We start from the raw sequence: 25,346 nt of genomic DNA, 5'->3' as shown, positions 1-25,346 counted from the left end.
AATTTTCAGCCGAAGCGATCTCCCGCCTCGTCGATCGCCGCATAGAGCGCGTCGAGCTCGCTCGGCTCTATGCAATAGGGCGGCAATATGTAGATCGTATTGCCGAGCGGGCGCAGCAGCAGTCCGCGCGAGATGAAGAACTCATAGAGTTCTGGACCGATCGTCGCCAGATAGCCCGCGTCGCGGACGCGCAGATCGAGCGCCGCGATCGTACCGATGCGCCGCGCATTGGTGAAGCGCGCATCATTGGCGAAAGGCAGCAGCCGTTCCTCCTGCATCGCCGCCAGTCGCGCGATGCGGCCGCGCACATCCTCGCTCTCCCATATTTCGAGATTGGCGAGCGCCGCGGCGCAGGCGATCGGATTTGCGGTGAAAGAGCTCGAATGAAAAAAGGTGCGCGAGCGATCCGTCGAATAATGCGCCTGAAAAATCTCCTCCGCGCACATCGTCACGGCGAGCGGCAATGATCCGCCGGTTATGCCCTTCGCATAGCAGGCGATATCGGGAACGATTCCCGCCTGCTCGCAGGCGAACAGCGTTCCGGTGCGGCCGAAGCCGGTCATCACCTCATCGGCGACGAAGAGCACGCCATGAGACGCGCAAATGCGCCGCATCTCGCGCAGCGTATCGGCGCCGTAAACGAGCATTCCGCCCGCGCCGAGCACGAGCGGCTCGACGACCAAAGCCGCTGCGTCCGCGCTGCGGCAGGCGGCCTCCAGCGCATCCAATGTCGCCTGCTCGCGGCCGACGCTCGGAAAGGGAATGCGCGTCACATCGAAGAGCAGCGGCTCATAGGCGGCGTTGAAGACGGAGCGCGCGCCGGTGGACATGGCGCCGATGGTGTCGCCGTGATAGCCGTGCTCGAGCGCGACGATGCGATTGCGCGCGACGCCGCGATTGCGGAAATAGCCGAGCGCCATTTTGATCGCGACCTCCACAGAGGTGGAGCCGCTGTCGGAATAGAACACATGATCGAGACCGGGCGCAGTCAGCGCGACCAGCCGGCGCGCCAGCGCTTCTGCGGGCTCGTGCGTGAAGCCGGCGAAGATGAGCTGATCGAGCCGGTCCGCCTGATCCTTGATCGCCTGCACGATTTTGGGATGGCGATGGCCATGGGTGATGACCCACCAGGAGGAGATGGCGTCGAGAATGCGGCGTCCGTCGGCGCATTCGAGCCAGGCCCCCTCGCCGCGCGCGATAGGGATCGCCGGGGCTTGCAAGGCGTGCTGGGTGAAAGGCCGCCAAATCGGCGAATCTGTCATTTCGAGCTCCCGGAGAGCTGTGAAGTCGCAGCGAAATCGGCGAGGCGAAACTGCGCGAGAAAAGACCGGCTCAACCTCTCCGCGTCGAGAGGCGCGACGAAAGGCAGGCGGCCGAGAATGCGCGCGCCGGAAATATTCGCGATCGTTTCCTGCGTGTCGACGTTCGCCTCGCCGATGAAGACGACGCCGAGAACGGGAATCTCGCGACGGCGCAAAGCCTCCAGCGACAATAGGCTGTGATTGATCGTCCCGAGCGTGATGCGCGCGCAGAGCACGACCGGAAGCCGCCAGCGCGCGAGAAGCTCGATCGTCGAGAAATTTTCCGTCAGCGGCGTCATCAGGCCGCCGGCCGTCTCGACGACGAGCGGCGCGCGATCCGGCGGAGCGAGACGCTCGACGTCGATCGTGACGCCGTCGAGGCGCGCGGCGAGATGCGGCGACGCGGGCGTCGTCAGACGATAGGCCTCCGGCAAGAGCCGCTCTGCGGCGAGGCCCGACAGCCGCGCCACGATCATCGTGTCCGTTTCGCCCTCGAGGCCCGACTGCACGGGCTTCCAATAATAGGCGCCGAGCGCGCCGGCGAGCGCGGCGGAGAACACGGTCTTGCCGACATTGGTGTCGGTCCCGGCGACGACGAAGCGCGTCATGCCGGAAGACTCGCCAGCGCATGGGCGAGATCTTCGACCATCGCGACGATCTGCGCCTCGCTCACATGCAGAGTGAGCGAGATGCGCAGCCGCGCCGATCCTTCCGCCACAGTGGGCGGGCGGATGGCGCGAATGTCATAGCCCTGCGCCTGCATCGCTGCGGCGAGCGCCAGCGCGCGGGCGTTGTCGCCGACGATGATCGGCGTGATCTGCGATTGCGAGGGCGCCAATCCCAGCGCCTGCAGCTCACGCGCAGCTACGGCGACGCGCGAGCGCAATGCGACGCGGCGTCCTTCCGCGCGCGCGACGATCGGCAGAGCGGCGCGCACGCAGGCGGCGACGAGCGGCGACGGCGCCGTGGCGAAGATGAACTGTCTGCTGCGGTTGACGAGAAATTCGCGCAGCACGGCGGGCAGCAGAACGAGGCCGCCCGAGGCGCCGAGCGCCTTGCCGCATGTGTGCAGAGTGACGACATTCTCGCGCCCCTCGAGCGCGGCGGCGAGGCCGCGTCCCTCCGGCCCATAGACGCCCGTCGCATGGGCTTCGTCGATGACCAGAAACGCCTCGTGACGCGCGGCGATCTCGGCGAGAGCGTCGAGCGGCGCGAAATCGCCGTCCATGCTGTAGAGGCTCTCGACGACGATCCAGGGCCGGCCCGCGCCGCCGGCTCGTCGCCATGCGGCGATTTCGTCCTCGAATGCGTCGGCGTCATTGTGCAGGGCGGCGACGCTCGGCGCGCGCGAGAGGCGCATCCCCTCATGCGCGCTGGCGTGCGCGAGCGCGTCATGGACGATGAGATCGCCCTTTTGCGGCAAGGTCGAGAGCAGCGCCTCATTGGCGGAGAAGCCTCCGCCGAAAAAGAGCGCGCTCTCGGCGTGGAAGAAGGCCGCCGCCTCGCGCTCCAGCGCCTCGTGCTCCTCATGATTGCCGCGCAGCAGCCGCGAGCCGCCGGCGCCGATGGGAACGCCGCGCGCCAGCGCCGCCGCCGCGGCCTCGCTATGCTCCTGCGACTCGGCGAGCGCGAGAAAATCATTGGAGCTGAAGTCGAGTCCGCGACGCGGCGACAACGCGCGCAGCCGATCCTGCGCGGCGAGGCTCGCGAGGTCCGCCGCATAGACGTCGAGCATTCGGGCCTCACGCTGATCTGTCGTCACTCGACGCTTCCTGAACGGTTCGGGGCTCGCCTCGAAAAGCGCGACTTCCATCGCGCCGGAGTGGCGGTTACATAGCCGGGCGGCGACGGGACGGCAAGAAAGCCCGCCGGCTCGCTTTTCAATGGAATCGCAGCTTGAAATTCATTGGCGCCAACGCGATCTGAGCAGAAAGAGGGTTCCTCCATGTCCCAGGACGACAGCCGAACCGAGGCGGAGCCGCCGTCTCGCATCCCCTGGCCGCCGCTGCTGCTCCTCGCGGCGATCGCCGGCGGGGCGCTGCTCGACGCGCTTCTCCCCCTCTCTGAAGGCGCTTGGCGGCCGAGCCTGCGCATCGCCGGCGGCCTCATTGTCGCGCTGGCGCTCGCCAACGACCTGTGGTGCGCATCGCTGATGCGCCGGCAAGGCACCACGCTGCGGCCCGACCGCCCCGTCTCCAGCCTCGTCACCGCAGGCCCCTATCAATGGTCGCGCAACCCCATTTACGTGGCGAATGTGGCGCTGGTCGTCGGACTCGGCCTCGCGCTCGGCTCCGTATGGATTCTCTTGCTCACGCCCGCGATGGCCATTCTGCTCCAGCGACTGGCCATAGAGCCGGAAGAGCGCCATTTGTCGCAGCGGTTCGGCGCGGAATTCGACGCCTATGCCGCGACAGTCCGGCGCTGGCTGTAGACTGACGCTGGAGAGGAGCGAACCCCGATGGCCGACGCCGCGACCCGCACAGATTCGTCCGCCGACACGCATCTCGCCTTCGGCGTGCGCGGAATGACCTGCGCCTCCTGCGTTTCTCACGTCGAAAAGGCGTTGCGCGCCGCGCCGGGCGTGCTCTCGGCCTCGGTCAACCTCGCGACGGAGCGCGCCGACGTCACGCTCACGCCGGGCGCAGACCTCGCGCAGATCGCCCGCGCGGTGGACGAAGCCGGCTATGAGCCGGCGATCGAGACGATCGAATTCGGCGTCGGCGGCATGACCTGCGCCTCCTGCGTCGCCCATGTCGAAAAAGCGTTGCGCGCCGTCCCCGGCGTGATCGGCGCCGAGGTCAATCTCGCCACGGATCGGGCGCGGGTGCGCGCGCTCGGCGGCGGCGATCTCGGTAAAGCGCTGCGCCGCGCCGTGGCGGAAGCCGGATATGAGCCGCGCGAGCTCGAGACGGGCGCGAAGGCCGCCGACCGCGAGAAGGACGCGCGCGAGCAGGAGGCGTTGTCGCTGCGCAAGCGACTCATCGTCGCGGCGGCGCTGAGCGCGCCGGTCGTCTTCCTCGAGATGGGCGCGCATACGATACCAGGACTCGGCGATTGGTTGATGGCCGCTATCGGCCATCAGACCATTCGCTACATCTCCTTCGCGCTGGCGACTCTGGTTCTCGCCGGGCCGGGACGTCCCTTCTACGAGAAGGGCCTGCCCTCGCTCTGGCGCGGCCATCCGGATATGAACTCGCTCGTCGCCATCGGCACGATGAGCGCCTATCTCTATTCGGTCGTCGCCACTTTCGCCCCTGTCCTGCTGCCGCATGGCGCGGCCGATGTCTATTATGAATCGGCCGTCGTCATTATCACGCTGATCCTCTTCGGCCGCACGCTGGAGGCGCGCGCCAAGGGCCGCACGTCGGAGGCGATCCGCGCCCTGGTGGCCCTACAGCCCAAGACCGCACGCGTGCTGCGCGGCGCCGAGCAGATCGAGCTGCCGATCGACGATGTCGTCGTCGGCGATCTCGTCGCCGTGCGGCCGGGCGAGCGCATCGCGACGGATGGCGTGGTCGCGGACGGCGCCTCTCACGTCGACGAATCCATGATCACCGGCGAGCCGGCGCCCGTAGCCAAGTGCAAGGGCTCGGAAGTGACCGGCGCCACGGTGAACGCCACCGGCGCCTTCACCTTTCGCGCGACGCGCGTCGGCGCGGATACTGTGCTCGCAGGCGTCATTCGCATGGTGGAGCAGGCGCAGGGCGCCAAGCTGCCGATTCAGGCGCTGGTCGATCGCGTGACCGGCGTCTTCGTGCCCGCCGTTCTCGCCATCGCCTATCTCACCTTTTTGGCATGGCTCGCCTTCGGCCCGCAGCGCGACTCCTCTTACGCGCTGGTGGCCGCCGTCGCCGTGCTCATCATCGCCTGTCCTTGCGCCATGGGACTGGCGACGCCCGCCGCCATCATGACCGGCACGGGACGCGCAGCCGAGCTCGGCATTTTGTTCCGCAAGGGCGAGGCCTTGCAGAGCCTGCGCGATGTGACGCTGATCGCCTTCGACAAGACCGGCACGCTGACGCGCGGCAAGCCGGAGCTGACCGATCTAGAGCCCGCGCCCGACGTCTCGGCCGATGACGCGCTGCGGCTCGCGGCCAGCGTCGAGGCGCGCTCGGAACATCCGATCGCCGGCGCTCTGGTCGCCGCCGCCAAGGCGCGCGGGCTTTCACTCGTCGAGGCGCGGGATTTTTCGGCGACGCCCGGCATGGGCGTCGAGGCGACGGCGGAGGGGAGCAAGATCGCCGTCGGCGCGGCTCGCTACATGGCGGCGCTCGGCCTCGATATCAGCGCATTCGAGACGACCGCGACGCGGCTTTCGGCGGAGGGCAAGACGCCGCTCTATGTCGCGATAGACGCAAAGCCGGCGGCCATTCTCTGCGTCGCCGACGCGCTCGAGGAGACCAGCGTCGCGGCGGTCGCCGCTCTGCACGCGCAAGGCGTCGCCACGGCGATGATCACCGGCGACGACGAGCGCGCGGCGCGCGCCATTGCCGCGAAACTCGGCATGGACGAGGTGATCGCCGGCGTGCTGCCGGACGGCAAGGTGGCGGCGCTCCAGCGCCTGCGCGCGGGGCGCAAAATCGCCTTTGTCGGCGATGGCGTCAATGACGCGCCGGCGCTCGCCGCCGCCGATGTCGGAATCGCCATCGGCACGGGAACCGACATAGCGATAGAGGCCGCCGATGTCGTGCTGATGTCCGGCCATGTGTCCAAAGTGCCGGCCGCGCTCGCGCTCTCGCGCGCCACCATGCGCAATATCGCGCAGAATCTCTTCTGGGCTTTCGCCTATAATGTGATTCTGATTCCCGTCGCGGCGGGCGCGCTCTTTCCGTTCAATGGAACGCTGCTCTCTCCCATGCTCGCCGCCGGCGCCATGGCCTTTTCCAGCGTCTTCGTGCTGACCAATGCGTTGCGGCTGCGGCGCTTCCGGCCGCCGGTGGAGGCGAGCGCGACGAGAGCGGAAACGCCGAGCAGCTCGGAAGAGAGCGAGCCTGAAGGCTCGCAATTACTGGAATCCCGAGAGGAGGAAAACGAGATGACGACGACGTTCGACGTTCAGGAAATGTCCTGCGGCAAATGTGTGAAGCATGTGACCGAGGCGGTGCAGAAGGCCGAGCCGCAGGCGCAGGTGAAGATCGATCTCGCCACCGGCAAGGTGGAGGTCTCGCCCTCGCCCGAGGATCCGGAAGCCCTCGCCAAGATCATCACCGACGCCGGCTATCCGGCGCGGGTCGCGGCCTGAGCGCGCGCCCATGGCGGGATCGCTCGCAGGCAAGACTCTGTTCATCACCGGCGCGAGCCGCGGCATCGGCCTCGCTATAGGAGAACGCGCGGCGCGCGACGGCGCCAATGTGGCGATAATCGCCAAAAGCGTCGCCGAGCATCCCAAGCTTCCCGGGACGATCTATACGGCGGCGGCGGCGATCGAAAAGGCGGGCGGCCGCGCGCTGGCGCTGCCTTGCGACATTCGCTTCGACGCGCAAGTGGAGGAAGCCTTGGACAAGACCGCCGCCATTTTCGGCGGCGTCGACATTCTCGTCAACAATGCGAGCGCGATCGATCTGCGCAGCGTCGAATCCATTGAGATGAAGCGATTCGATCTGATGCACCATGTCAATGCGCGCGGAACCTTTCTCTGCGCCAAGCTCGCCCTGCCCTACTTAAAAAAATCCGCCAATCCGCACATTCTCACCCTGTCGCCGCCGCTCGACATGAACCCGCGCTGGTTCGCGCCCAATCTCGCTTACACAATGGCGAAATATGGCATGAGCCTCGTGACCCTCGGCCTCGCGCGCGAGCTCGCCGGGAAAGTGGCGGTGAATTCGCTGTGGCCGGAGACGGCGATCGCCACCGCCGCGGTCGCCAATCTCCTCGGCGGCGAGGCGGCGCTGCGGCGCGCGCGCAAGCCGCAGATCGTGGCGGACGCCGCCCATGCGATATTGACGCGCGAGGCCTGCGCCTGCACCGGCAATTTCTTCATCGACGTGAATGTGCTGGCGCAAGAAGGCGTGACGGATTTTTCGCTTTATGCGGTCGATCCGACCATGCCGGCCATATTGGATTTCTTCCTCGACGCGGCGATTACCGCAGGCGTGCAGAAAAGCCCGTTCGGCTGAGAGGCCGCTCAGGCGAGCGCCGAAATTCCCGAATAGAGCGTGTAGAGCCCGACGAGGGAGATCAGCGCGCTCGAGAGATAAGGCGCCTTGGCGGCGATCTCCTCGAAGCCGGACCAGCGGCTCGAGGCGTGACGCACGCCGAGCGCGGCGGCGACGCCGACAGCGACCATTGTGATGGCGAGGCCGATGCTGAAGCACAGCACCAGCGCGGCGCCGAGCGTCATCTGGCCGAGCTGCAGGCAGAGCAGCAGCACGGTGATCGACGCCGGGCAAGGGATGAGCCCGCCGGTGAGGCCGAACAGCACGATCTGCCCCGTCGTCACATGGCGGGAGGAAAAGCGCCGCTTTATGTCCTCCGCATGGGCGCGCTCATGCGCATCCATCGTCTCCTCGTCGAGGAGGAGCGACGCGCTCTGCGCGTCGGCGGCGTCATGCCCGTGAGGATGCGCATGATCGTGGTCATGCGGATGACGATGATCGTGAGCGGAGCCATGGGCGTGATCGTGCGGCTCTCGCGGCCGATGGTCGCGCCAGATGCGCCATGTCATCCATAGGGCGACAGCGAGGATCATCGCGCCGGAAGCGATCTCGAGATAAGGCTCATTGGCCTCGGCGTTCCAACGCGAGCCGAAATAGAGCCCGGCCAGCGCCACCACCCAGACGATCGCCGTATGAGAGAGCGTCGCCGAGAGGCCGAGCAGAACGGCCTGGCCGACGGTGCCGCGCACGGCGACGATGAAAGCCGCCATCATCGTCTTGGAGTGGCCGGGCTCGAGACCGTGCAGCGCGCCGAGCGCGACCGCCGTCGGCGCGAACAGCCAGGCGTTGGCCGCGCCGTCCCGAAACAACTCCGCGATATTCGCCATGCGACCTCAATTCTCCGCCCGAGGCATATACTGATTTTCCGCCCGCCCGTTAAGGCCCCCGCCGCAACGACGGGCCTTTTCCCGCGGTAGGATGAATAGAGAACCGCCGTTTCCACCATATCTAATGGAGCGGCCTCCCCTTGACCGGCTCGCTCGGAGAGCCGAAACTCGCCGCATCGAGCTCGAAAACCTCACGGTTTCATGGTCATGGATCGCCTTCTCGCATCGAGCGCATCCGCCCGGGAGGCGGCGCGGCGCGCCACGCGCAACAAGCGCGGCGAGTGCCCGCGCATCCGTCTGGGAACCGATCGCGCCGGAATGAGCGCCGCCGCGCGCTGCGAGAGCGTGACCATCGGCGCCGTCGCGCGGCCGACGCGGCGCATTCGCTCCATCGTCTTCGACACCGCCGTCGGCGATCTTCACAAGCAAAATATCATGCTGCGCGGCTATGAGCTGCATGGCGCCGCTTTCGTCGAGCTGAGCTGGGCTCGGCCGGCCGCCTCCGGCGCGCGCGGCTCGATCGAATTGCGCGGGCCGACGCTCGGCACGGTGCTGGGCCTCTCCGAGCCGCTGCGGCGCTCCATCGCCGAACGGCCGCTGGAGGCGCGCAGCGTCGCCGAGACCGAGCGGCGCGAGCGCCTGCTCGAACGGGCCGCAACGCGCATCTCCGTCTGTTTCGACGACGGCTTTGTCGAAGCCGGCGGCCGCCGCTCGAATTTTCACGAGATCGAGCTGCAACTCCTCGAGGGGGCGGAAGAAGAGCTCTGGAACGTCGCCGCCGAGCTCGCGCCGCGCGCCAATGCGCGCGTCCTGCCGATGAGCGAGGCCGAGTTGGCGCTGGCCCGCGCGACCGGCGCCGACCCCGCCCCGGTCAAGGCGCGCCGGCCGAAGCTCGCGCCCGACGCCTCGCTCGACGAGGCGATCGTCGCCTTCCTATCGGCCTGTCTCGATCAATTCGTCGCCAATTGGCCGGCCCTGCAATATTGCGCGCCGGAGGAGGCCATCCATCAGATGCGCGTGGCGCTGCGGCGCCTGCGCGCCGGCGTCTCCATGTTGCGGCGCGGCGTCGCCAGCGAGGCGCTAGAGACCGCCTCCACGCGCGCCAAGGACATATCGGCGACGCTCGGAGAGGCGCGCAATCTCGACGTGCTGCTCGACATGCTCGTCACCGGCCCGCTCGCCCAGGCCAATGGCGAGCCGAGCTTCTATGCGCTGCTCGACGCGGCCGAGCGAAAGCGCATAGAGGCGCATTCCGCTGTCGCGGCGCTCGTCGCGGCGCCGCAGACGACGCAATTCGTCATCGCTCTTCGCGGCGCGCTCGCCGCGAAGAATTGGCGCGCGCCGCCCGGCGCCGATGGGCGCGCAGCCTTCGATCCGAGCGCGCCCGGCTCGGCGAAGGATTTCGCCATGCGCTCGCTCGATCGCCTGCACCGCCGCGCACTGAAAGCGAGCCGCGACCTCGCTTCGCTGACGCCCGACCAGCGCCACGACGCGCGCATCGCCTTCAAGAAAGCGCGATACGCCGCCGAATTCTTCGAATCCCTCTTCGACGCGCATACGAAAGCGCGCCGCTATCTGCGACAAACGTCGGCGCTGCAGGACAGGCTCGGCGCCTATAATGATCTCGCCGTCGCGGCCGAGCTGTTGCGCGGCCTCGGCGAGAGCGAGGCCGATCTCGCGCCGGCGAGCGCCTTCGCCGTGGGCTGGTGCGCCCATGCGCGCGAAGGCGGCGCGGTCGACTGGAAAAAGACCGAGAAGTCATTGAAGCGGCTCGAGGCCTTCTGGCGCTGATCGTGCTCCCGCGGAACCAAGAGGCGCCCCGAGCGTTGACCGGACGGGGAGCGTTACGGTCTCTCGAAAATGAACAAAATGACGCCTCGCTGGCGCGATCCCTTCCGAACTACGCGCCCGCCGCCTCTCAAAATCGCGCAGATCGCGCCATTGATCGAAAGCGTTCCCCCCCGCCTCTATGGCGGAACGGAGCGCATCGTCTCCTTTCTCACCGAAGAGCTGGTGGCGCAGGGGCATGAGGTCACGCTCTTTGCGAGCGGCGGCTCGGTCACTTCGGCGCGACATGTCTGCTGCAGCGATCTGCCGCTGCGCCAAAAGCGCGCGGGCGATCCGACGCCGAGCTATCTCTTGATGCTCGACCGCGTGCGGCGCATGGCGTCGCAATTCGACATATTGCATTTTCACGTCGATCTGCTGCATTTCCCGTTGTTTCGCGACATTGCGGCGCATACGCTGACGACGCTGCACGGACGCCAGGACCTTCCAGATATCGAGCGATTCTACGCCGGCTTTCCCGAAATGCCGCTGGTCTCCATCTCGGATTCGCAGCGCGAACCGGTCCCGCACGCCAATTTCATCGGCACGGTGATGAACGCCCTGCCACTCGATCTTTTCGCGCCGACGCTTCGTCCCAAGGGCGATTATCTCGCCTTTCTCGGCCGCGTCTCGCCGGAGAAAGGCCTCGATCACGCGATCGCCATCGCCAGAGCGGTCGGCCTGCCGCTCAAGATCGCAGCCAAGGTCGATACGCCGGACGAATCTTATTTTCATGCGACGATCGAGCCGTTGCTCGCGCTTCCGAACATCGAATTCGTCGGCGAGATCGACGATCGGCGCAAAAGCGATTTTCTCGGCGATGCGCGCGCGCTGCTGTTTCCGATCGAATGGCCAGAGCCCTTCGGCCTCGTCATGATCGAGGCCATGGCTTGCGGCACGCCCGTTCTCGCCTTTCGTCGCGGCTCCGCGCCGGAGATCGTCGAGGAGGGAGTGAGCGGCTCTCTCGTCGACAATGTCGAGGAGGCGATCGCGCGTCTCGACCACGTGCTCGCGCTCGACCGCGGCAAAGTTCGGCGATGCTTCGAGATGCGCTTTTCCGCCGCGCGCATGGCGAAGGAATATGTGGCGATCTATCGCCGCCTGCTGCGCGCGCCGGCGCCGGCCGAGCTGCGCGCTCATCCCATTATGCTTCCGCCGACCTATTTCAGGAGGCATGTCGAGGACCAGATCGAACCGGACAACTCCTATCCCACGCTCTAGTCCGAGCGCGCCGCTCGACGCGGGCGACGACGCGCCGCAGACGCATGAGCTGCAATTCTACATTCCGGCGACCGGCCCGCCGTCGCGGCCGCGCCGCACGCTCAAGCACGACGACACATTCGCCGTCTTCGACAGCCATGGCGACATAGGCGCGACAGCGGGCGGGCCGGACGGCCTGTTCGATCACGACACGCGCTATCTCTCGCATCTCGAGCTCTTGATCGAAGGCGCGCAGCCCTTGCTGCTCGACTCCGCCATACGCGACGACAATCTGAGCTTCTATGTCGATCTCACCAATCCCGACATCTTCCGCGACGACAAGATCGCGCTGCTGAAAGACTCCGTCTATGTCTCGCGCACCCTTTATCTCAAAGACGGCTCGCTGCGCGAGCGGCTCGAGGTCTCCAATCAGAGCGCCGAAGAGGTTCGCCTCAATCTGTCGATCGGCTTCGGCAATGATTTCGCCGATATTTTCGAGGTGCGCGGCGTTCGCCGCGCGCAGCGAGGGCGCGCCTGGGCGCAGCTTCTGGCGCCCGGCGCCGTAGCGCTCTATTACCGCGGCCTCGACGGCGCGCTGCGCGAGACGGCGCTCTCCTTCGAGCCCGATCCTTCGCTGCTCGTCGACAGCATCGCCACCTATTCGCTGCGGCTCGCGCCGCGCCAGGCGCAGACGATCTTCCTCACCGCCGCGAGCCGCGGGCGCCTGCCGAAATCGACGCAATCCTTCTTCAACGGCTTGACCGGACTGCATCGCGAACTGAAGACCGCCGCCGGCCAGAGCGCGCGCGTCGAGACCGCCGATCCGACGCTGAATCAGATTCTGTGGCGCTCGACCGCCGATGTGCGAATGCTGCTCACCAAGACGCCCGACGGCTGCTATCCTTACGCCGGCATTCCCTGGTATTCGACGACATTCGGACGCGACGGCGTCATCACCGCGCTGCAGATGCTGTGGTTCGATCCGTCGATCGCGGTCGGCGTGCTGAGGCGGCTCGCCGCGCATCAGGCGACGAGCTTCGACGCGCGCTCGGACGCCGAGCCGGGCAAGATCTTGCACGAGATGCGCGACGGCGAAATGGCGGCGCTCGGCGAAGTGCCTTTCGGCCTCTATTACGGATCGGTGGATTCGACGCCGCTGTTCGTCGTTCTCGCCGGCTATTATGCGCGCCGCACCGGAGACTATGCGCTGGTCCGCGAATTATGGCCGGCGATCGAGCGCGCCCTCGCCTGGATCGACGGCCCGGGCGATCCGGACGGCGACGGCTTCATCGAATATGCGCGCCATACGGATCAGGGCCTGCGCAATCAGGGCTGGAAGGATTCGCATGATTCCGTCTTCCACGCCGACGGACGTCTCGCCGAAGGGCCGATCGCGCTGGTCGAGGCGCAGGCCTATGTCTATGCCGCGCGGCGCCTCGCCGCCCATTGCGCGCGCGAGCTCGGCCTCGACGCGCGCGCCGACGAATTGGCGCGCGCCGCCGAAAGTCTGCGCGCTCGTTTCGAGGAGGCCTTCTGGTGCGACGAGATCGGCAGCTATGCGCTGGCGCTGGACGGCGAGAAAAAGCAATGCAAAGTGCGCACGAGCAATGCGGGACATGCGCTCTATGCGGGCATAGCGCGGCCCGACCGCGCGCAGAGCGTCGCCGACGGCCTGCTCGATTCCGCATTCTTCTCGGGATGGGGCGTGCGCACGGTGGCGCGCGGCGAGAGCCGCTACAATCCCATGTCCTATCACAATGGCTCCATATGGCCGCATGACAATGCGCTCATCGCGCATGGCTTCGGCCGCTATGGCTTCAAGGAGGGAGTCGCGGCGATATTCGATTCGCTGATCCGCGCCGCGAGCTATATGGAGGCGCGGCGCATTCCCGAGCTCTATTGCGGCTTTCGGCGCCGAAGCGGCCGCGGCCCGACGCTCTATCCCGCCGCCTGCTCGCCGCAGGCCTGGGCGGCGAGCGCGCCCTTTCTCTTCATTCAGACGATGCTCGGCCTCGAATTCGACCACAAGGCGAGACAGATCCGTTTCGTCAATCCGACCGTGCCGCTCTCGGCGGGCGAGATCGTCATCCGCGATCTCTCGCTCGGCGAGGCGCATGTCGACGTCGCGCTGCGGCAGGACGCACGCTCGGCCATTTCGCTGCATGTGCTGCGCACGATCGGCGACGTTCAAGTGTCGCTCGTCTTCGACCCGGATGTGCGCGAGCATCCGCTCACGGCGAAAGTGTGAGAGCAGCCGCAGCGCTCGCGGCAGTGCGGAACCATTCGTCGGACGCCGCGTTGCTTCGAAACGAAACAGGAGGAACAGACAATGGCGAGCGCCAACCCCGACTTCAATCTCGTCTCCAGCGAAGACGTCGAAGGCACGACCGTTTTCGATCGGCTCGGCAATGAGCTGGGCGAAATCGATCATCTGATGATCGACAAGGTCTCGGGCCGCGTTCGTTACGCCGTGATGAGCTTCGGCGGTTTCTTGGGCCTCGGCCACAGCCATTATCCGCTGCCGTGGAATTCGCTCTCCTACGACAATGAGCGCGAAGGCTATATCGCAGACATCATCGAGCAGCAGCTTCAGGACGCGCCGGAATTCAGCGACGACAGCTGGAGCGATCGCGATTGGGAGAAACGCGTGCACGAGCATTACCATGCGCGTCCCTATTGGGACGAGCCGCAGCCGTCGCAATGGACGGACGAGCAGCAACCGCGCCCGCGCGGCTGAGGCTCTGCGCTTCGGCTCGCGCGAGGATCGACAGGCTTCGCCGCTATGCGTTAGAAATTTCAGATCGTCGATTCGCGCTGCGCTGTTTCTCGATCCGCTTTTTCGAATGGAGATTTTCTCGTGACTCTTCGACGCTTCGCGGCGCGCGGCCTCGTCGCCGCGCTTCTCATCGCGCCATCGGCCTCCGCTTTCGCGCAAGCCGACGGCTTCTTCGTTCCCGATCTCACCGGACCTGTGCCGGGAGCGGTTCCGGCGCTGACGCCGGGCGTCCTCACCGCCGCGCCCTATTCGTACTATTACCGCTATCCGGCGCCCTATCCTTACGTCTACGCCCGCAACGGCTGTCTGGTGAATGCGGGCGTCTACGACAATTGGGGCGCCTTTCTCGGCTATCAGAGACTGCGCGTCGCCTGCTGATCGGCGACGCGCTTGTCGAGCAGGACCTGATTGGCGTCCAGCGAAAACTCCTTCCACGCCGCCGCAATGTCGAGCAGCGTGACCTGGAGATAATCCTTGGACGGCTTGTGCTCCTCCGGGAAATTGGAGAGCGCGCAAGAGGTGCGATTATAGTCGATGACGCCGTCGAGCAGTTCCTGAATGAAGCCGTCGAAAGCCTTTTGCGCCAGCGGCGTCAGATCGGACCGGCCCTTGTCGACCGCGACGACGGAATGATCGAAGGGCAGGCCCTCGAGCACGGCGAGCGCCTCCTTCAGCACCGCCTCCATGGCGCCGAGCATGGCGCGCTGGGTGATCTGCTCCTTCTGGCCGTTGGAGAGGCCGAAATTCAGCCGCTGGCGATAGCTGGCGAAAGTCGGCGCGCGCTTGGCGTTCACCCATTCGCGGAAACGCGCCATGCTGGCTTCGTTGAGCGCCTCGCCCGTGGCGCCTTCGCCGGAAATCATCGTCGACGTCTCCTTCTGATCGAGAAGGCGCAGCCTTATGCGCTCGGCCGCGACCAGCGCGCCTTCGAGATAGCCGCCACCCTCGCGCGCGGTCTCCGCGCCGCCGAGATAGAGCTTGCCCTCCCAGAACGCCTGCCGCAGCAGCGGATCGCCATAGTCGGGATGTTCGGACGGCGGGGTGAGATCGATCGTCGCGCAGGTGAAGGGCTCGCGCGCCCAATCCTGAATATGCTGCTCGCCGCCCGCCTCGAGCGGCTTGCCGAACAATTGGACGAATTGGCTGTCGATCAGCATCGCCATGCCGCCGCCGAAGGCTTCCCGCAGCTCCGGCGAGAAGGCGAAGAAGCCGCCGATCGCCGCACGCTCGCCGGCGGCGTCGCAGGCGTCGAAAATCTCGCCGAGAACAGCCTGCTCATGGGTGGCGAAAGCGTTGCCGGAATGGCCCTCCGCACGCCAGGCCGGCGCGCCAGAAAAGCCGACCACGGCCTTGGCCTGCGCCGCCATCCAGGTCGGCGCGCTGCGCATGGCGTTGCGGCTCAGCGCGTCGAGCTCCGGCTGAAAGGCGAGATGCTCGGCGAGCAGGCGCGGCGGAAGCGCGAGCACGGCCCGCTCGGCGGTCACGGTCTCGGTCTCGCCCTCGGTCTCGAAGGTCAGCTCCACATGATCGCCGCGATCGGCGATGGCGCGCAGCACGGAAGAAAGATGGATCGCCTCCGCCGGAACCGCCGCCGTCAGCGCCTCGATCAGCGAGGCCATGCCGCCCTCCAGCCGACGCGCGCCGGAATGGAGATTGGGCGTCATGCGCGTCTCGGGCTTTTTGTCGCCGAAGGCGAGCAGCAGCGCCGTGCCCGGATCATATTGCGGAAAATCCGTGAGGCCGAGCTCCTTCACCAGAGCGGTGATGGTCGGCTGCGTGTCCGGCCAGAACCAGGTCGGACCCAAATCGACGCGCATCCCCGAGGGTTGGTCCTCGACCGACAAGACGCGGCCGCCGAGCCGTGGACGCGCCTCATAGAGCGCAAAGCTCATCCCTGCCCCGGCGAGGCCGCGCGCCAGCGCCAAGCCGCAGGCCCCGCCCCCGACAATCACAACGTCCAGCATATTTCAGCTCCTGAGCCGTCTGGCCTTTTGCTGCAAAGCGACGCAAAGGGCGTGCCGCGGCTTTTGTCGCTTTTGCGCCCTATCCGGGCTGGCGCCTCGCGTGCAATAGCGGCATGGCCTCCGATGGAGAGACCGCATGACGCAAGACCGCAACCGCCTCGGCGAGGAGACGAGCCCCTATCTCCTCCAGCACAAGGACAATCCCGTCCATTGGCGGGCCTGGTCCGCCGAGACGCTGGCGCTCGCCAAGGCGCAGGGCAAGCCCATCCTGCTCTCCAGCGGCTATGCCGCCTGCCATTGGTGCCATGTGATGGCGGCCGAGAGCTTCGAGAGCGAGGCGATCGCCGGGCTGATGAACGAGAATTTCGTCAATGTGAAGGTCGATCGCGAGGAGCGGCCGGACATAGACCATCTCTATCAGCAGGCCCTACAGCTCACTGGACGGCGCGGCGGCTGGCCTTTGACCATGTTTCTGACGCCGGACGGCGAGCCCTTTTGGGGCGGCACCTATTTCCCGCCGGAGCCGCGCTATGGAATGCCCGGTTTCGCCGATATTCTGAAAGCGATCTCCGAGCTCTGGCGCGAGAAGCCCGAAGTGGTGACGCGCAATGTGACGGCGATCGGCGACGGGCTGAATCGTCTCGCCGAGACCGCGCCGGCGGATCCGATCTCGGCCGATCTCGTCGAGACGATCGCCGAAAAGCTCGACGGCTACATCGATCGCGTCAATGGCGGCGTCGGAGGCGCGCCGAAATTCCCGCAGGCGGCGAGCCTCGAATTTCTCTGGCGCGCATGGAAGCGCACGGGCCGCGCCTCTTATCGCGAGGCCGTGCTGACGACGCTCGATCATATTTGCCAGGGCGGCATTTACGATCATCTCGCGGGCGGCTTCGCGCGCTATTCGACCGATGAGCGCTGGCTGGCGCCGCATTTCGAGAAAATGCTCTATGACAACGCCCAGCTCGTCGATCTGCTGACGCTCGTCTGGCAACAGGAGAAGAAGCCGCTCTACGCCGCGCGCATAGAGGAGACGATCGAATGGGCGCTGCGCGAGATGCGCCTCGCGGAAGGCGTCTTCGCCAGCAGCCTCGACGCCGACAGCGAGCATGAGGAAGGCAAATTCTATGTCTGGACCGCGGCCGAGGTCGACGCCACTCTCGGCGCGCGCGCCGCGGCGTTCCGCGCCGTCTACGACATAGAGGATGGCGGCAATTGGGAAGGCAAATCCATTCCCAATCGCCTGCATTCGATGGAGCTGCTGTCCGCGGAAGAAGAAGCCGCGCTCGCACTGGATCGCGCGAAGCTATTGGCGGCGCGCGCGGCGCGCGTGCGACCGGGCCGCGACGACAAGGCGCTCGCCGATTGGAACGGGCTGATGATCGCAGCCATAGCCGGCGCCGCGCAGGTCTTCGAGCGGAACGACTGGCTCGCTGCGGCGACGGCGGCCTTCGATTTCATCGCCGCGAAAATGACGACTACCGACGGAAGGCTGCTGCATTCCTATGGCGCCGGCCGCGCGAAGCATATGGCCGTGCTGGACGATTACGCCGATCTCACCCGCGCCGCTCTGGCGCTCCATGAGGCGACCGGCGAAGCGCGCTTTCTCGAGCGCGGACGCGATTGGATCGAGCTCGTCGAGACGCATTATCGCGACGCGAGCGCCGGCGGCTATTTCTTCACCGCCGACGACGCCGAAGCGCTGATCCGCCGCTCGAAAATCGCAGAAGACGCCCCCTTGCCCTCCGGCAATGGGACGATGACGCAAGTTCTGGCGCAGCTCTATCATCTCACCGGCGACGATCGCTATCGCGCCCGCGCCGAATCCACGCTCGCGGCTTTCGCCAGCGCCGTGCGGCGCGGCATGCTCGGCTATTCGACGCTGCTGAACGGCGCCGAGACTTTGCGCGACGGATTGCAGATCGTCATCATCGGAGCGCGCGAGGCGCTAGACACGGCCGCGCTGCTGCGCGTGGTTCACGGCGTGAGCCTGCCCGGCCGCACGCTCGCCATTGTGGCGCCGGGCGCCGAGCTGCCGCCGGCGCATCCGGCCGCCGGCAAGACAATGATCAACGGAAGCGCGGCCGCCTATGTCTGCCGCGGCGCGACCTGCTCATTGCCGATCATCGAGGCGACAGAGCTCGAGAAAGCGCTTCGTTAGGGCGTCTTCCACGCGAGCGCCGCCGCATAGCCCGGCGGCGCCGTGATACGCGCCACGCGAAGATCGCCCCACTCCGCCTCGGCATGGCGCAGCTCATAGAGATCGTCCTGCCCCGGCCACACAGAGAATGCCTGCAGCTTCTCCGTTATGCCGAGGCCGAGCGCCTTCAGCGCCGCCTCCTTGGCCACCCAGCGCTCGAAAAAGCCAGCGGCGTCGATCCCTTCGCGCTCCTCTCGCGTCAAGGCGATGGAGGAGAGACCCGCGACATCCATCTTGCGATCGGCGCGCTCTATGTCGACGCCGACATCCCAATGACGCGAGACGGCGATGAGCGCGCATGCGCCGGAATGCGAGACATTGAAGAAGAGGCCCGCGCCCGCGAGCCCGAGCTTGCCGTAAGCCCCGGAGTCGAAGCGCAGCGCCGCCGGATCGGCGCCCAGCTTCTCGCCGAGGAGACGCCGCAGAGCCGCGCGCGTCGAGATCATGCGCAACCGATCCTCATGCCGCACAAAGCGCAGCGCACGCTCGCGCTCCTCCGCGCTCAGCGCATCCCAATCCGCCTCGGACCAAGGCGCGGCGAGATCGAAATCGAGACGCGTGATCTCGATGCGCCCTTCGCTCACCGCGGGAGCCCAAGAATGCGCCACGACATGCGCTGATGGATGCGTCACGCGTCCTCCCTATCGCTGCGCCTCCGCCGCCGGCGCGGCGAGCGTCTTGATCGCTCTCTCGAAAGCCGAAGCGCTCGCGCTGCGCAATGGACAATAGGGAATGCCATGGCTCTCGCACAAGCTCTTCACCGCGCCGACAGCGCGATGGCTGACGCAATCGACGGGGAAGAACACGGCGTCGGCGCGCCGCACCAACTCGCTCAGCATGGCGCGACTATCCTCCATGCCGCCGTCATGATGAATGAGCGAGCCATTGCGTTGCTCCACGAATCGCTGCAGCCGACAGACCGTTCGCGGCCGCCCGCCGACATAGAGCAGGCAACGGCCGCACAGATCCGTCTCGCCCTCGCGTTCCTCGTCGGCGATCGGCGCCGCCGCCACAGCGATCTCCGAAGCGAGCGGCGGCGCCGGAGAGCGCGGCGCCGGCGGCGCAAGGGAACGCGCCTCTTTCGCCTTCAGCCGCTCGTAGCGACGCTCGAGGCGTTCGTGATCCTCGCGCAGATCGGCGTGAGCGCGGCGGAGCGCGGCGAGCTCGCGCAGCATCTCGTCGCTTCTCTCCTCCGCGCGCAATGCGTCGATTTCCCGTCGCAGGCTCTCGCATTCGGCGGCGAGCGCGCGCGCCTCGCGAAGTTCCGCGCCGAGCCGGGCGATCTCGTCGCGCAGCACGGTCAGCTCGTCATTGCGCTCGGCGATGACGCTGGCGAGACGCCGCGCGATCTCGGCCTTCTCGCGGCGCGCTTCGGCCACCTCGCGGGCGTCGCCGCGATGCGCGGCGCCGCTCAAATGCGACATCATGTGAATATCGCCGAAAATGCGCGTCTCCACGCCGGGCGTTAGCCGCGGATGGCCGATCAGCGCCCAATAGGCGCCCGGAACGAAGCCATTGTCGATCGCGCTCTCCCAATAGGCGAGCAACGCCTCCTCGCCGTCGAGCGCCTTGGCCTTGCGGATCGCGCCCTCGTATCGCGCATCGAGATGCTTCTGCACCGCACGCGAGACGACATTCTCGTCATGCATCTTCTCGACGAAGAGGCCATGCACCTGATAATCATTGAAGCGCGTTTCATCGCCGAGAAAGCCGGTGCGCCGCGCGATCTTGCGCAATTCCGCGATCGTCAGGCATGTGCCGACGATGGAGCAGTGCGACGCGCCGACGATCTCCCATATGCGACGGCGCGCGCCAGCGTCGCGACGCGCGAGGGGGGCGAGCTCGAAGCCCTCGCTCGCCATGGCGGATTTCAGCACGCTCAATGAGACGAGAGGCCGCCGCTCGCTCATAGCGCCGCCTCCGCCGCCGCGTCGCGAGTCGTATTGATCTGCTCGAGCACGGAATCGAATCCTTCGAACTCGGGATGGCCGACATAGAGCGGCTTGTTCTTGCCGGCGTCCTTGTGCGAATCGCGAAACTGCTGCGACGTCGTCCAGGCGAGAAAGCTCGCCTTGGTCTCCCACATCGTATGCGAGGCGTAGAGCGTGTGATCCTCGCGCTCCGGCCCGCGCAGCAGATGGAAGGAGACGAAGCCCTCCATCTCCTCGAGGCGCGTGCGGCGCGACGACCATATCTGCTCGAAAGCCTTTTCTTCTCCCTTGACCACCTTGAAGCGATTCATCGCGATGAACATGTCGAGCCCCTTTTCGTCGGCCGCGCGGCGGCCCGGATTGGTCGCCATGGTGGCGCGGCGTCGCGTCGCGATCAAGCCCCGCCGGCGCCCGCGTCGCTGAAAGACTTCCAAAAACCTCCTCTCTGCAAGCTTTCCAGCCAAAGCTCCACGATCTCGCCCGAAACGCCGCGATGATCGACATGGACAGAACGGGAGAAAAGGAGCGGCCATGTGCGACATCGAAGGAGAAAAACGGAAAATCGACGCGCTGCTGGAGCGGGCGGCGCGCGCCGCGCCGGCGAGCGCGCGCGCCGACGAGAGCGCTCTCGCGGACTTCTGTCTCGCCGCCGCGAGCGAATTTTATGCGACCGAATGTCCGGACGAATGCCTGCGCCGACGCTGCGAGGATTTCGCGGCGCGCGTCATGCGTCGCGAAGCGCTGGAAACGGCGCGCGCGACGCCGATGCGACGAGGCGGTATCGCTCAGGCGAAAGCCTGAGCGATATCGGCGACGAGATCGTCCGGATGCTCTATGCCGATAGACATGCGCACCAGCGCGGGCGTGATGCCGATCTCGCGTCGCGCCGTCTCGGCGAGCCCCGAATGCACAGTGGTGGCGGGATGGCAGACGAGCGATTCCGTGCCGCCGAGACTGACCGCGAGCTTGAATATCTGTAGTCTGTTCAAGAAGGCGAAGGCTTCCGTCTCGCCGCCCTCGACGTCGAAAGAGAAGGTGGAGCCCGCAGAGCTCGACTGCCGCTGCATGAGCGCCCGCGCCGGATGGTCCGGCGGCAGCAGCGGCGGATAATGCACGCGCGCGACTTTCGAATGCGCGCAGAGATAGTCGGCGACGATCGCCGCATTGCTCGCAGCGCGGCGCATCCGCAGCGACAATGTCTCCAGCGAGCGCGCCAGCATCCAGCAGGAATGCGGATCGAGCTGCGTGCCGATGGCGTTGCGCATGGCGCGGATGGGCGCGAGCGCCGCATGGGCTCCAATGACCGCGCCGCCGATGAGATCGCTGTGGCCGCCGACATATTTGGTGAGCGAGTAGAGCGAGAGATCGGCGCCATGCTCGAGCGGCGATTGAAACACCGGTCCGAGCAATGTGTTGTCGCAGCACAGGATCGGGCAACGCCCCTGGCGCGCGCCGATCTCACGCGCGATCCGCGCCACCATGGCGATGTCGACGAGACTGTTCATCGGATTGGACGGCGTCTCGACGAAGACGATGGCGACATTGCCCATGGCCATCGCGCGCTCGGCGGCGTCGCGCACGACGTCTTCGTTCAATCCGTCCACGAAGCCGACGCTTCTCATATCGAAAGGCGCGAGCGTGCGGCCGATCAGCACTTCCGTTCCGCCATAGAGCGGACGGCTGTGCAATATCACGTCGCCGGGCCGCGCGTGAGCGAGGATCGTGGTGACGATCGCCGACATGCCGGATGAGAACACCAGCCCCGCTTCGGCGTTCTCATGCACGGCGAGACGATCTTCGAGAATCTCGAGATTGGGATGATTGAAGCGCGAATAGACGAGTCCCGGCGGCTCGTTGCGCGCCGGCGCGCTGCGCCCGGCGATATAGTCGAAATAATCACGCCCTTCTTCCGCCGTGCGAAAAGCGAATGTCGAGGTGAGAAACACCGGAGGCTTCACCGAACCTTCGGAGAGAGCGGGATCGTAGCCATAGCCGAGCATCAATGTCTCGGCATGGAGACGATGCTCGCCGATGCGTGTCTTGTGATAGCGTTCGCTGCTCATGATCTGTCCCTCTCATCGACCCGGCGCGCATGAAATGCTTTCCATCGCGAATATGATTTCACGTCGCGCGCATGGTTCCGGCAGTCGTCCACACAAATGAATACGTAGCTTTTTTCGCTAAGGTCGCATGTGCGTCACAGTCACAGAAATTCGACGACATTTCGCACCGTTGCGGTTCACCGTCGTTGACCGAATCTCAGCGTGAGACTTAGCATTTCAATAGCCGCATCAACCACGCCGAAGCGGACAGCGACAGCGCGCGGGCCATGCGGTGACACACTTTGTTGAAAAAGGATTCCTCGATGAAGAAGTTATTCTCAGCCACCGCGATTGCACTGGCTCTCTCCGCTGGAGCGGCGCTCGCCGCGGATCTCCCCGCCCTCAAGGCTCCGATCCTTCCTCCGCCGCCTCCGCCGCCCATATGGACCGGATTCTATATCGGTCTGAACGCCGGCTATTCCTGGGGCGCGTCGAACAATATCGACGTCGGCACGGTGAATCTCTATGACACTTTCGGGAACAACGGTCTGCTTCCCTTCGTCATCGATCCCGGCGCCGGCGCTGCGGCTCTGGCCGCGAGCGGAACCGTGAACGCGCAACGCAACGGCTTCATCGGCGGCGGCCAGGTCGGCTACAATTATCAATTCGGCAATCACTTCCTCGTCGGTCTCGAAGCCGATTTGCAGGGCACCGGCATTCGCAGCGAGAACAGCTTCACCGGCGCCGCCAATTGGAACGCCTTCAATGTCGCCGTCGGGCCGTTCGGTCTCGCTCTCGACCGCTCCGCCGCCGGCACGACGACCGTGACGTCGCGCACCGATTGGCTCGGCACGGTTCGCGGCCGCCTGGGCTATATCTGGGGACCGTCCTTCCTGATCTACGCCACCGGCGGTCTCGCTTATGGCGGCGCGCAGGCGACGACGCATCAGTCGCTCTTCATCAACAACAACCTTTCCGCGACCATCCTCGGCGCGCAGGTGTTCGGCCTCAGCGTGCCCTACGGATCGATCGGCGGCGTCGGGCGCTACAACGAATCGCGCATCGGCTGGACCGTCGGCGGCGGCATCGAATGGCTGTTCGCTCCGAATCTGAGCTTCAAGGCGGAATATCTCTATTATGATCTCGGCACGGTTCGTTTCCAGAACGGCCCGCTCGCCGCGGTCGGCCCGCAGGTGACGGTGCTCGGCTTCACCTCGCCGCTGCTCACCTCGATCAACCAAGGCATCACGCGCGTCAAATTCGACGGCCATATCGCGCGCGTCGGCATCAACTATCACTTCGTTTCGGCGCCGCCGGTTCCGGTCGTCGCCAGATATTGATCTTCTATTCGCGCCGCCAGATCGCGACAGCCCGGCCGTGACGGCCGGGCTTTTCGCTTTCGGCGCCGCTTTCGGCATGGATATTTCGGAGCCGTTCGCGCTAGAAATGACGCGACGCAACGAAAGCTCCGCCGCAAATGATCTTTGCTCCCGCCTGGGCCTGGGCCGTTTTCACGCTGACCGCCGCCGGCGGACAGACGCTGCGCAATGCGCTGCAGCGCGATCTCACCGATCGGCTCGGCGCCGCAGGCGCGACCTTCGTGCGCTTTCTCTTCGGCTGTCCTTTCGCCTTTCTCGTTCTCGCCGCCGCCTGCGCGATCACGAATGTGGCGCCGCCCGTTCCTGACGCACGCATATCGCTGCTCATAGCGGCGGCGGCGACATTGCAGATCGCCGCGACGGCGCTGATGCTCGTCTCCATGAAGCAGCGCTCTTTCGTCATCGTCACGGCGCTGCTCAAGACAGAGGCGGTGCAGATCGTCGTCTTCGGACTCGTTTTTCTCGGCGAGAGCGCGACGCCGGCGCTCGCGTTCGGCGTCGTCTGCGCGACATTCGGCGTCATGGCCCTATCGCTGCCCGATCCCGCCGCGGCGCTGCGTGACGCGAGCTGGCGGCCGATTTTCTACGGCCTCGCCTCGGCCGCGCTGTTCGGCGGCTCCACTATTTTATACCGCGAGGGCGTGCTCAGGCTCGGCGGCGCCTCTTTCGTCGTCGCGGCCGCGACCGAGCTCCTTCTCGGCCTCGTCTTGCAAACGGCGCTGATCTTGCTCTATCTGGGCGTCTTCGACCGTGGGGGCCTCGCCGCCATCCTCGCCCAATGGCGAGAATCCCTGTCCGCGGGGCTGCTCGGCGCCTTGGCGACGCTGTTCTGGTTCCTGGCCTTCGCCCTCGAGACCGCGCCGCGCGTGCGCACGCTGGCGCTGATCGAAGTCTTGTTCGCGCAAATGGTCTCGCGCCGCATGTTCGCGCAGAGAACCGGAGCGCGGGAGTGGCTGGGCGTGGCGATGCTGATCGCCGGCGTCGCGGCCGTTTTGAACGGCGGATAGCGGCCGCTCTGGCCGCATCCTCGAGAATTGCGAGATCCGACATGGCGTCCCAGATCGACGGCCCCCGAATTCAGCCGAAAGCCGGCAAGGCCAAGCAGCTCGTCGTCTTCCTCCACGGCTATGGCGCGGACGGCAATGATCTCATCGAGATCGGCCGGCAATGGCGCTCCTTCCTGCCGGATGCGGCTTTCGTCTCTCCTCACGCGCCGGAGCGCTGCGCGCTCTCCCCCGCCGGGCGGCAATGGTTTCCGCTGACCATGCGCGATCCCGGCGAGCGCTGGCGCGGCGTGGTGGCGACGCGGCCGCTGCTCGAGAGCTTCCTCGCCGAGGAATTGGCCAAGAACGACCTCGACGAGAGCAAATTGGCGCTGGTCGGCTTCAGCCAGGGGACGATGCTGGCGCTCCATGTGGGCCTGCGGCTGCGCCGGGCTCCGGCGGCCATTCTCGGCTATTCGGGCATTCTGGTCGCGGGAAGCGAGCCGGCGGAGATACCGCCGCAATTCGGGACCAAGCCGCCGCCGGTGCTGCTCGTCCATGGGGAAGAGGATTCGATGATCCCGGCCGATGCGCTGCTGCTCTCCGCCAATGCGCTGGCCAAGGCCGATGTGCCGACTCAATGGCATCTCTCCGCCGGACTCGACCATGGCATAGACAATGCCGGCCTGCTGCATGGCGGGCTGTTTCTGGCGAGAAGCTTCGGCGTTCCGGTGGAATTCGGCCGCGGAGCCCGCTGAGCCGCG

The 25,346-nt window shown here is 66.3% G+C and carries 22 protein-coding genes; 13 read left to right on the top strand and 9 right to left on the bottom strand.

All coding sequences use genetic code 11. The features are described 5' to 3' along the window. Positions 1-5: 5 nt before the first annotated feature. Genes KP010_RS12590 through KP010_RS12580 form a run of 3 tightly spaced genes read right to left on the bottom strand, consistent with a single transcriptional unit; the run spans position 6 to position 3,036 of the window. The gene (locus KP010_RS12590; RefSeq protein ID WP_142862002.1) at positions 6-1,262 is read right to left on the bottom strand and encodes an adenosylmethionine--8-amino-7-oxononanoate transaminase; all 1,257 of its coding nucleotides are present in this window, start codon (positions 1,260-1,262) and stop codon (positions 6-8) included. Continuing rightward, entirely contained in the window at positions 1,259-1,909 is a 651-nt protein-coding gene (gene bioD, locus KP010_RS12585; protein ID WP_216280925.1) for a dethiobiotin synthase, read from the bottom strand. Before bioD ends, KP010_RS12590 begins: the two co-directional genes overlap by 4 nt. Continuing rightward, positions 1,906-3,036: an 8-amino-7-oxononanoate synthase gene (locus KP010_RS12580; protein WP_142861591.1), complete on the bottom strand. Its 1,131-nt coding sequence runs from the start codon at positions 3,034-3,036 to the stop codon at positions 1,906-1,908. The genes bioD and KP010_RS12580 overlap by 4 nt, the downstream gene beginning before the upstream one ends. Positions 3,037-3,246: 210 nt before the next feature. Between KP010_RS12580 and KP010_RS12575 the strand changes: the two genes are divergently transcribed. Genes KP010_RS12575 through KP010_RS12565 form a run of 3 tightly spaced genes read left to right on the top strand, consistent with a single transcriptional unit; the run spans position 3,247 to position 7,417 of the window. Next, a complete protein-coding gene (locus KP010_RS12575) occupies positions 3,247-3,732 on the top strand; it encodes an isoprenylcysteine carboxylmethyltransferase family protein (RefSeq protein WP_142861586.1) in 486 nt (161 codons plus the stop codon). 27 nt (positions 3,733-3,759) lie between these two features. After that, complete coding sequence (locus KP010_RS12570) at positions 3,760-6,543, top strand: heavy metal translocating P-type ATPase (protein ID WP_142861585.1); 2,784 nt, start codon at positions 3,760-3,762, stop codon at positions 6,541-6,543. A gap of 10 nt (positions 6,544-6,553) precedes the next feature. Then, positions 6,554-7,417 carry an NAD(P)-dependent oxidoreductase gene (locus KP010_RS12565; RefSeq protein ID WP_142861584.1) on the top strand — a complete coding sequence of 288 codons (864 nt, stop codon included), beginning with the start codon at positions 6,554-6,556 and terminating at the stop codon, positions 7,415-7,417. Positions 7,418-7,425: 8 nt separating this feature from the next. On the opposite strand, the gene KP010_RS12560 is transcribed toward KP010_RS12565, so the two are convergent. Beyond that, a complete protein-coding gene (locus tag KP010_RS12560) occupies positions 7,426-8,283 on the bottom strand; it encodes a nickel/cobalt efflux transporter (RefSeq protein WP_142861583.1) in 858 nt (285 codons plus the stop codon). A gap of 207 nt (positions 8,284-8,490) precedes the next feature. Between KP010_RS12560 and KP010_RS12555 the strand changes: the two genes are divergently transcribed. The 5 genes from KP010_RS12555 to KP010_RS12535 all read left to right on the top strand — a co-directional run bounded on the left by KP010_RS12555 (position 8,491) and on the right by KP010_RS12535 (position 14,464). Further along, positions 8,491-10,074 carry a CHAD domain-containing protein gene (locus KP010_RS12555; RefSeq protein ID WP_216280924.1) on the top strand — a complete coding sequence of 528 codons (1,584 nt, stop codon included), beginning with the start codon at positions 8,491-8,493 and terminating at the stop codon, positions 10,072-10,074. Between the two features lie 78 nt (positions 10,075-10,152). Next, a complete protein-coding gene (locus tag KP010_RS12550) occupies positions 10,153-11,331 on the top strand; it encodes a glycosyltransferase family 4 protein (RefSeq protein WP_166141219.1) in 1,179 nt (392 codons plus the stop codon). Beyond that, on the top strand, positions 11,285-13,558 hold the full coding sequence (locus KP010_RS12545) for an amylo-alpha-1,6-glucosidase (RefSeq protein ID WP_216280923.1): 2,274 nt from the start codon (positions 11,285-11,287) through the stop codon (positions 13,556-13,558). Before KP010_RS12550 ends, KP010_RS12545 begins: the two co-directional genes overlap by 47 nt. Positions 13,559-13,639: 81 nt before the next feature. Then, positions 13,640-14,047 (top strand): PRC-barrel domain-containing protein, encoded by a 408-nt coding sequence (locus tag KP010_RS12540; protein ID WP_108917181.1) that lies wholly within the window; start codon positions 13,640-13,642, stop codon positions 14,045-14,047. Between the two features lie 120 nt (positions 14,048-14,167). Next, a complete protein-coding gene (locus tag KP010_RS12535; RefSeq protein WP_108917182.1) occupies positions 14,168-14,464 on the top strand; it encodes a hypothetical protein in 297 nt (98 codons plus the stop codon). Here KP010_RS12535 and KP010_RS12530 read toward each other — a convergent pair. Further along, on the bottom strand, positions 14,440-16,050 hold the full coding sequence (locus KP010_RS12530; RefSeq protein ID WP_216280922.1) for an FAD-dependent oxidoreductase: 1,611 nt from the start codon (positions 16,048-16,050) through the stop codon (positions 14,440-14,442). The genes KP010_RS12535 and KP010_RS12530 overlap by 25 nt on opposite strands. Before the next feature lie 136 nt (positions 16,051-16,186). On the opposite strand from KP010_RS12530, the gene KP010_RS12525 reads away from it, so the two are divergent. Next, on the top strand, positions 16,187-18,208 hold the full coding sequence (locus tag KP010_RS12525) for a thioredoxin domain-containing protein (RefSeq protein ID WP_142861578.1): 2,022 nt from the start codon (positions 16,187-16,189) through the stop codon (positions 18,206-18,208). On the opposite strand, the gene KP010_RS23080 is transcribed toward KP010_RS12525, so the two are convergent. The 3 genes from KP010_RS23080 to KP010_RS12510 are packed head-to-tail and all read right to left on the bottom strand — an operon-like array spanning position 18,205 to position 20,501. Next, entirely contained in the window at positions 18,205-18,879 is a 675-nt protein-coding gene (locus KP010_RS23080; protein ID WP_142861577.1) for a 4'-phosphopantetheinyl transferase superfamily protein, read from the bottom strand. The genes KP010_RS12525 and KP010_RS23080 overlap by 4 nt on opposite strands. 9 nt (positions 18,880-18,888) lie before the next feature. Further along, complete coding sequence (locus tag KP010_RS12515; protein ID WP_142861576.1) at positions 18,889-20,157, bottom strand: DUF2325 domain-containing protein; 1,269 nt, start codon at positions 20,155-20,157, stop codon at positions 18,889-18,891. Beyond that, complete coding sequence (locus KP010_RS12510) at positions 20,154-20,501, bottom strand: antibiotic biosynthesis monooxygenase (RefSeq protein WP_142861589.1); 348 nt, start codon at positions 20,499-20,501, stop codon at positions 20,154-20,156. The genes KP010_RS12515 and KP010_RS12510 overlap by 4 nt, the downstream gene beginning before the upstream one ends. Before the next feature lie 208 nt (positions 20,502-20,709). Here KP010_RS12510 and KP010_RS12505 point away from each other — a divergent pair, with 208 nt between their 5' ends. Further along, positions 20,710-20,979, top strand: a complete 270-nt coding sequence (locus KP010_RS12505) for a hypothetical protein (protein WP_108917186.1) — start codon at positions 20,710-20,712, stop codon at positions 20,977-20,979. Here KP010_RS12505 and KP010_RS12500 read toward each other — a convergent pair. Continuing rightward, positions 20,964-22,241 carry a cystathionine gamma-synthase family protein gene (locus tag KP010_RS12500; RefSeq protein ID WP_142861575.1) on the bottom strand — a complete coding sequence of 426 codons (1,278 nt, stop codon included), beginning with the start codon at positions 22,239-22,241 and terminating at the stop codon, positions 20,964-20,966. The genes KP010_RS12505 and KP010_RS12500 overlap by 16 nt on opposite strands. A gap of 302 nt (positions 22,242-22,543) precedes the next feature. Here KP010_RS12500 and KP010_RS12495 point away from each other — a divergent pair, with 302 nt between their 5' ends. The 3 genes from KP010_RS12495 to KP010_RS12485 all read left to right on the top strand — a co-directional run bounded on the left by KP010_RS12495 (position 22,544) and on the right by KP010_RS12485 (position 25,340). Next, a complete protein-coding gene (locus KP010_RS12495; RefSeq protein WP_142861574.1) occupies positions 22,544-23,560 on the top strand; it encodes an outer membrane protein in 1,017 nt (338 codons plus the stop codon). A gap of 137 nt (positions 23,561-23,697) precedes the next feature. After that, entirely contained in the window at positions 23,698-24,606 is a 909-nt protein-coding gene (locus KP010_RS12490; RefSeq protein WP_142861573.1) for a hypothetical protein, read from the top strand. Positions 24,607-24,647: 41 nt separating this feature from the next. Continuing rightward, positions 24,648-25,340, top strand: a complete 693-nt coding sequence (locus tag KP010_RS12485; RefSeq protein ID WP_142861572.1) for an alpha/beta hydrolase — start codon at positions 24,648-24,650, stop codon at positions 25,338-25,340. The last annotated feature ends 6 nt before the right edge of the window (positions 25,341-25,346 follow it).

This window comes from Methylosinus sp. KRF6 (genome assembly GCF_018887255.1).
GTDB lineage: Bacteria > Pseudomonadota > Alphaproteobacteria > Rhizobiales > Beijerinckiaceae > Methylosinus > Methylosinus sporium.
This window is presented reverse-complemented; position numbering and strand designations above follow the sequence as displayed.